7 protein-coding genes and 2 pseudogenes are annotated in these 4,784 nt (G+C 66.9%); 6 read left to right on the top strand and 3 right to left on the bottom strand.

The window, feature by feature from the left end; all coding sequences use genetic code 11:
* Positions 1–87: 87 nt before the first annotated feature.
* From ABZ646_RS40185 to ABZ646_RS40170, 4 genes and pseudogenes are all read left to right on the top strand, one after another.
* Positions 88–673 (top strand): annotated as a pseudogene (locus tag ABZ646_RS40185) (transposase family protein); the annotation flags it as partial.
* A 13-nt stretch (positions 674–686) separates the two neighbouring features.
* Positions 687–836 (top strand): annotated as a pseudogene (locus ABZ646_RS40180) (transposase family protein); the annotation flags it as partial.
* The gene (locus tag ABZ646_RS40175) at positions 791–955 is read left to right on the top strand and encodes a hypothetical protein (protein WP_360530794.1); all 165 of its coding nucleotides are present in this window, start codon (positions 791–793) and stop codon (positions 953–955) included. The pseudogene ABZ646_RS40180 and the gene ABZ646_RS40175, both read left to right, overlap by 46 nt.
* Positions 956–967: 12 nt before the next feature.
* The gene (locus tag ABZ646_RS40170) at positions 968–1,102 is read left to right on the top strand and encodes a hypothetical protein (RefSeq protein ID WP_360530791.1); all 135 of its coding nucleotides are present in this window, start codon (positions 968–970) and stop codon (positions 1,100–1,102) included.
* 14 nt (positions 1,103–1,116) lie between these two features.
* Here ABZ646_RS40170 and ABZ646_RS40165 read toward each other — a convergent pair whose 3' ends face one another.
* The gene (locus ABZ646_RS40165) at positions 1,117–1,497 is read right to left on the bottom strand and encodes an STAS domain-containing protein (RefSeq protein ID WP_360530788.1); all 381 of its coding nucleotides are present in this window, start codon (positions 1,495–1,497) and stop codon (positions 1,117–1,119) included.
* A gap of 242 nt (positions 1,498–1,739) precedes the next feature.
* Between ABZ646_RS40165 and ABZ646_RS40160 the strand changes: the two genes are divergently transcribed.
* Positions 1,740–1,874: a hypothetical protein gene (locus ABZ646_RS40160; RefSeq protein WP_360530785.1), complete on the top strand. Its 135-nt coding sequence runs from the start codon at positions 1,740–1,742 to the stop codon at positions 1,872–1,874.
* 81 nt (positions 1,875–1,955) lie between these two features.
* Here ABZ646_RS40160 and ABZ646_RS40155 read toward each other — a convergent pair whose 3' ends face one another.
* Together ABZ646_RS40155 and ABZ646_RS40150 are read right to left on the bottom strand one after the other, a co-directional pair.
* A complete protein-coding gene (locus tag ABZ646_RS40155) occupies positions 1,956–3,152 on the bottom strand; it encodes an IS110 family transposase (protein WP_360530782.1) in 1,197 nt (398 codons plus the stop codon).
* Positions 3,153–3,598: 446 nt separating this feature from the next.
* Positions 3,599–4,198 (bottom strand): beta/gamma crystallin domain-containing protein, encoded by a 600-nt coding sequence (locus ABZ646_RS40150; protein WP_360530779.1) that lies wholly within the window; start codon positions 4,196–4,198, stop codon positions 3,599–3,601.
* 200 nt (positions 4,199–4,398) lie between these two features.
* Between ABZ646_RS40150 and ABZ646_RS40145 the strand changes: the two genes are divergently transcribed.
* Entirely contained in the window at positions 4,399–4,767 is a 369-nt protein-coding gene (locus ABZ646_RS40145; RefSeq protein WP_360530776.1) for a DUF6233 domain-containing protein, read from the top strand.
* Positions 4,768–4,784 lie beyond the last annotated feature (17 nt).

Raw genomic sequence — 4,784 nt, 5'->3', positions numbered from 1 at the left:
CATTAACCTCGCTGCTGTTTCAGGCGGACGTGTTCGGTGAGGGTTTCGATTCGTGTCACCCATCCCCGCATCTCGGGGGAACCTCAACCCGGCACTTACGACACCGGCATCAAGGTCACCGACAGCGACATCGACGCCCTGCCCATGCACCGACACCGTTTCCACGGCGACTGGAACTACACCCTCCAGCCCTCACCTCGCGACACCACCAGTGCAGCCACGAACCCACGGCCGGCCGGCACCGCGTCACCGCAGCCCTGCACCGGGTGCCTGCGCAGCCCGGAGCTGACCGGCATGCCCGAACCGGCGCTGGACGAACTCATCGGCCAACTGAGCCAGAAACTGGATGAGTTACGAGAAGTAGGACGGCTCCGGCAGCGAGGTGGCGAACGTATCCGGGCCCGGGGCGCTGGGGCCAAGGACAAGCTGACCACCGCCGACAGAGTCCTGGCCACCGTGCTCTACCTGCGCAAACTCGGCACCCGTGATCTCCTCGCCCAGCTCTTCGGAGTCAACACCAGCACCCTCACCAGGGCCGTTCACCAAGTCCAGCCACTCCTGGCCCAGCACGGCTTACACCATCCCACCCTCCACGGCCAGGTTCCGGACACCCGCTGACGTCACCGCGTTCCTCGACAACAGCAGCCCCACGAAGATCAAACCAGCATGTTGATTCTCTGCGAGCCCTAAGACGCCCGCCGGGCCGCGACCTCACACTGACCCAGCAAACCGTCAACCGTGCGCTGTCCGCGGCACGGGCACCGGTCGAGCGGGGTGTCGCACGACTGAAGTGCTGGCGCATCTTCCACAGATCCCGGTGCAGCCCGAATCGAATGGCGTCAATCGCCGCGGCCGAATCGCGCAGTTGGCCGCACGGCTGGACGAGCTTGGCTGGGCCGCCGAGGAGGAAATGGCCGCCCTCGCTGGCCTTGACGGCGAGGAGGGCGAGGAGTAAGGCGGGCAGCACGTGCGTACTGGCGCAGCTGAGAAGTTCCAGGTGGCGCTGATCAAGCATGCGGGCGACCTGGGCGTAAAGCGATCCGAGCTGGAGCAGGCGGTCAAGCACGCAGTGCGGCACGCCAAGGAGGACGCGGCCGAGTAGGCGAGTAGGGCTGTTCAGGACTTGACGGCGTCGTCGACGGTGGGGCGGATGTCGAGAACGCGGTCCGCTCCGGTCAGCTCCAGCACTCTCAGGAACGGTTGTGCCGGTCCGGCCACGCGCAGCTCGGTCGTGGTCAGGTTGAACTTCAGCAGCAGGTTCAGGACGGTTGAGTCCGCGAAGGTCATTCCCGTCGCGTCCACGACCACCCGGGGATATGTCCGGGCCGCCGCGTCCAGTGCTTTGGCCAGGGCGGGTGACGAGTCCGCGTCGAAGTCACCATGCACTGCGATAACCCAGACGCCGTCCTGCTCGCGCTGGGACAGGCGGGGGAGAGATGCCGCGTGCGAGAGAGCTGGGTCCGGCGGCTGCTGGCCGTTGCCGTTGGCAGAACTCACACCAGCCAGTATGCCGTGGAGATCTCGCAAACATAGTGGGGATCAAGTAAATCCTGGTGGTCAACCGACGCGTCGCGTGCATTGCGGCTGGTGGTCGTCAAGCGCTGGATTCGGGCGACAGGGCGTCACTCGTTCGGCCTATGCGGGCTCCGTCCCCATGTGCGGCGTCCCCCATTCGGGCGCACGGTGAAGGTGGCCAGCTTGCCACGTAGCTGTGATCGCCAGCTTCCCGGGGAGGCGCCGTGATCGTGATAGCTCTGCTCGGCCCGGTAGTGCCGCTTCTCATGCTGTTCGGACTGCCCGCGCTGGAAGACCACCTGTTCCCGCCGTCATCTAAACCAGAGCGGGGGAACGCGGAACGGGCCGAAGAAAACTGATGCTTCGGCCTGGGGCCTGTGGCTCACGCCCGGCCCGCCCAGGGTGGCCGCCCGTGGGGGGGGGTGCCTCTATGTCCTTCGTCAAGCGAGGTGCGGTCTGCGGGATTCGTAGAAGGTGCCGTCGCGGAGCATGGCGAACAGGACACTGATGCGGTGGCGGGCGAGGCGGAGGAGGGCCTGGGTGTGGGTTTTGCCTCGGGTTCGGCAGCGGTCGTAGTAGCTGCGGGAGGCGGGATCGTGAAGTGCTGCGAATGCGGAGAGGAACATCGCCCGTTTCAGTTGCCGGTTCCCGCCTCTGGGGGCGTGTTCGCGGTGGATCGATGTGCCGGACTGCTTCGTGGCCGGGGCGAGGCCGGCGTAGGAGGCAAGGTGGGCGGCGCTCGGGAAGGAGCTGCCGTCGCCGACGGTGGTCAGGAGGACTGCGGCGGTCCTGACACCGATGCCGGGCATCGACGTCAGGACCTGGGAAAGAGGGTGGGCCTCCAGCAGGTCCTCGATCCGGGCCTCCAGGGCCCGGCGTTGTTCATGGACGGCGGCCAGCGACTTCGCCAGCGAGGGCACGATCACGTCGAGGGTGCCGGGGACGGTGACGGTCTGCTCGTCGAGCGCGGTGAAGATGTCGTCGACGAGCCGTTCGGCCATGCGCGGGGCCCTCGGGCGGACGACCTCGACCAGCTTGCGGCGGCCCGCTTTGCGGAGTGCTTGAGGGGATCCGTGGCGCTCGAGGAGCCAGGTCACGGCCTGGTGGTCCAGGCGGGGACCCAGGACGCGTTCCAGGCTGGGGTGGAACTGGGTGAGCAGGCCGCGGATGCGGTTGGAGGTCCGGTTGGCCTCGCCGGCGAGGTCCTGGTCGAAGCCGACCAGCATGGTCAGCTCCGCGGTGACCTCGTCGGCGAGGTCAAGGGTGCGCAGGGTGTGGGGCACGGTGCGGGCGGCGTCCGCGATGACCGCGGCGTCCTTCGCGTCGGTTTTGGCCTCGCCGGGGTAGAGATCGGCGATCCGCCGCATCGCGAGTCCGGGCAGGTAGGCGACCTTGCAGCCGGCGTCCCGGGCGACGGTCAGCGGCAGTGCGCCGATGGAGGCGGACTGGTCCACGATCACCAGGACCGTGCCGAACTTGGCCGTGAGCTTGTCGAAGACGGCCCGCAGCTTGGGTTCGCTGTTCGGCAGAGCCTTGTCGAAGACGGTCTTCCCGGCTGGAGTCAGGCCGTGTCCGTGATGCGCCTGCTTGCCGACGTCCAGGCCCAGGAAAACGCCCACCCCGTCGATGCTGATCACCGTGCCCCCACATGTGTCGATGCGTGCCGGCCTCGGCGGTTGGGGCCGTTCGCGCGCATCCACGTTATGCAGACCTGCCGCCCGCGAGCTGCCCGGCATTGCGCCGGGCCGGACGGTGGCCGGACCTCTGATCAGCGTCTCCGACGGCACCCCTCGGGCCCGGTGACACCACCCCCCAGGTCATCCCATCGACAGGGGGCAACAGTCATGCCGGGCCCGGAGGCCAGCGGCCCTCTTGCAGGACCGCGAAGAAGATAACGGGGGGGGGACCTCCACCGATATCTGGCCACAGGGATCCGGAGGTCCGCTGGGAGCGGGCGGTGTCCAACGGTGGTTGGCCGCTTTTGGTCAGAGATGGTTGGCCACTGCGGACTCGGCTTCGACATGAAGAGGCCGGAGCACGGGTTGCTCCGGCCTCTTCGTCGCCTGTACGGCGCCGTCGGCGGCTACACCTCGGTGAGTTTGAAGGTGAACTGGTTGCGGCCGTCCCGCGAGTAGTCCAGGTTCTCGGGGACGTTCGAGGCGTCGGCGACGTCGATCGACTTGGTGCTGGAGTTCCAGACGAAGTAGATGGCGCCGACGGCGACGTAGACGCCAGAGTGCTCGTCTCGGACGTAGATGGCGGTGGTGACCGGCGGGCCGTCTTCGGGCATGACGCCGACGAGACCGTACTCCGGGTCGCCGGAATAGGCGATGGTGTCCCCGACGTCGTACGAAGCGATCTTCAGGCTGTACCGCCTGGCTGGGGCGCCGGTGAGGTCCTGGAGCCGTACCACGATGGGTAAGGTCGTGCTCTCGACGACCTTGAACCGGGTCAGTCCGCCGATGTCAGAGATGTCCGGCTGATCGAGATCCCATTCCCGGTACTTGCCGCTTTGGTTGTCATGCTGCCAGGCCAGGACCTTGGCCTTCCGGCCGACCCTGACGGACTTGAACCTGTCGTTGAGTCCGCCCGGATAGAGGTTCTCGTCGGCTCCGACCACGTATGTGTGGGCGTCGCCCGTGTAGTTGGTTCGGGTATAGAAGGTGACTTCTTGCTCGCTCATGTGCCCCTCTGTTGGATCGTGCGACCACGCTTCAGCAGATAGCTACCCTCTGCTTACACGTTGCCACTATGAGTACATGTCGCGAAGAGGCAATGCGCCGGACGAGCAATGCGCTGGTATGCGCCCTCGCCGCGTCCGTCCTGCGGCGTCCCGTGTCACCGAGCCGTGCACTGCCGCCTCGGTGCCATAAAATCGAACGCATGAGCGATGCGCTGCCATCGGATCCCGCGCGCTTGCGCGTAATGCTCGCGCACCTTGAGCAGCAGCTCGCAGAGAACCAGACGGTGCAGATCTATCTGCGGCTTCAGGCCGGCGCGGTTCGGGCGGCGCTCGCCGCAGCTGGGAGGCCGACGCCGGACAGACTACGGCAACAGCCCCAGCCCCAGCGGTCGGCACTTGAGGTCCCCGCCCTGCCGGTGGAGCAGCAGTTGAGCGAAGGAGATCCGCTCGGGGCCGCTGTCCACCGCGCGGGCTGCACCATGGCACAGCGCGGCACTCGCCTCATCACCGCCGACGACGCCCGTCAGCCTTGGGGGTGTGTCAATTTAACGGCTGATCTTGGTTGTTGATGGTCAGTTGTTGCTCG

It is taken from the genome of Streptomyces sp. NPDC007162, from assembly GCF_040634175.1.
Classification (GTDB): Bacteria; Actinomycetota; Actinomycetes; order Streptomycetales; family Streptomycetaceae; genus Streptomyces.
The sequence above is the reverse complement of the archived record's forward strand: the minus strand, read 5'-3'. Positions and strand labels throughout refer to the sequence as shown.

What these genes read in the sequence shown, in the direction of transcription:
- ABZ646_RS40150 (WP_360530779.1), bottom strand. Translation starts at nt 4,198, where the DNA reads ATGAGCGAGCAAGAAGTCACCTTCTATACCCGAACCAACTACACGGGC.
- ABZ646_RS40145 (WP_360530776.1), top strand. Translation starts at nt 4,399, where the DNA reads ATGAGCGATGCGCTGCCATCGGATCCCGCGCGCTTGCGCGTAATGCTC.